This is a genomic window from Moorena sp. SIO3I6, from assembly GCF_010672095.1.
The window spans coordinates 1-1,113 of the sequence record NZ_JAAHHU010001632.1; the positions used below are offsets into that span (position 1 = coordinate 1).

Below are 1,113 nucleotides of genomic sequence, written 5' to 3' on the forward strand. Positions count from 1 at the left end.
ATAGTGAGACAAAGCCAATAATTGAGGAGGCGAGGGAGCAACTGTCAAAAGGCTTCGATGTGGAAATTCCACCCCCACCGCCAGAACCAGACATAGACCTAAATTCTATTCAACCTTCAGTAGATGACCCATCTCTTGGTGTGGTCTGGTCAAAGGTCAGGGAACCTGTATCGAGATGGATTCCCAATGCCATCACCGTGGCTTCAGCAGTAGTTAACTCGATTTGGGATTGCTGTAGTTGCTCCACAATTAACGTGGTGGTTGCTCCGACAGGTTCAATCTGTGTATAGGTAGCCGGGATATCAGTTTGGGGTACGGGATGATGGTCGTAAATTTCAATGGCGTTTAACTGTGGTAAGTCTAACCACTCAGCTGCTTTCCCTAAGCGATCGCGTTTTTGAGTATCTACGATAATTACGGAATTAATCTGAGCCAATTGTACAGACCGGCGCTCGATCAGGGCATACTCATCCCGATGCAGTGCCAAAAAATCTCTTACAGCCGGATGAGTCCCCCCAGTTAGTACAGCTTTTGCTCCTGGCTTGAGGCGAGTCAGTCCTACAGCTGCTCCTAGGGCATCAAAGTCAGCAGTGGTATGACACAAAATCAGATCCATAGTCATTAGGGTACCCTATCTCGCCCATTACAGCTAAACATCAATTTCATTTCCCCATCTCCCCATCTCCCCATCTCCCCATCCCCCCCTATTTACCTATTTACTTTATTAAGGCTATTCACCTATTAATAGTTTAAACTTTTTTAACCCTTTATCCCCTCTCCTCACACTCCCCGCACCCCCGCCCCAAACTCATCACCTGCATCGGAAAGTTCAAAGGAGATTGATTGCAACAAATTTTGGCAGAAAGGGTAAAACCATCTGGTAAAATCTATAGTGCTTAGCTAGGCATTAGCCTGTTTTAAACAAGTTTTAGGGATGCAGCGCCGCCTTGGGGGTTCCACCGATGAGCGACTGCATCAAAATACAGAAGTTTAGCGTCAAGGTATCAGCACAGAAAATGACTATTATATTCCAACTATTACTCACTGCCCTAGTCCTATTGTCATTTGTCTTGGTAGTCGGTGTACCAGTAGCTTATGCCACACCTCAGAACT

General features: G+C 46.0%; 1 protein-coding gene and 1 pseudogene. One reads left to right on the top strand and one right to left on the bottom strand.

Annotation, left to right across the window (positions count from 1 at the left end; all coding sequences use genetic code 11):
* Positions 1-130 precede the first annotated feature (130 nt).
* Positions 131-616: pseudogene (locus F6K49_RS51835) on the bottom strand (DHH family phosphoesterase); the annotation flags it as partial.
* A 400-nt stretch (positions 617-1,016) separates the two neighbouring features.
* Here F6K49_RS51835 and psbZ point away from each other — a divergent pair.
* Positions 1,017-1,113 (top strand): photosystem II reaction center protein PsbZ (psbZ, locus tag F6K49_RS51840; RefSeq protein ID WP_293110823.1); only part of this gene is annotated, 97 nt, incomplete at its 3' end.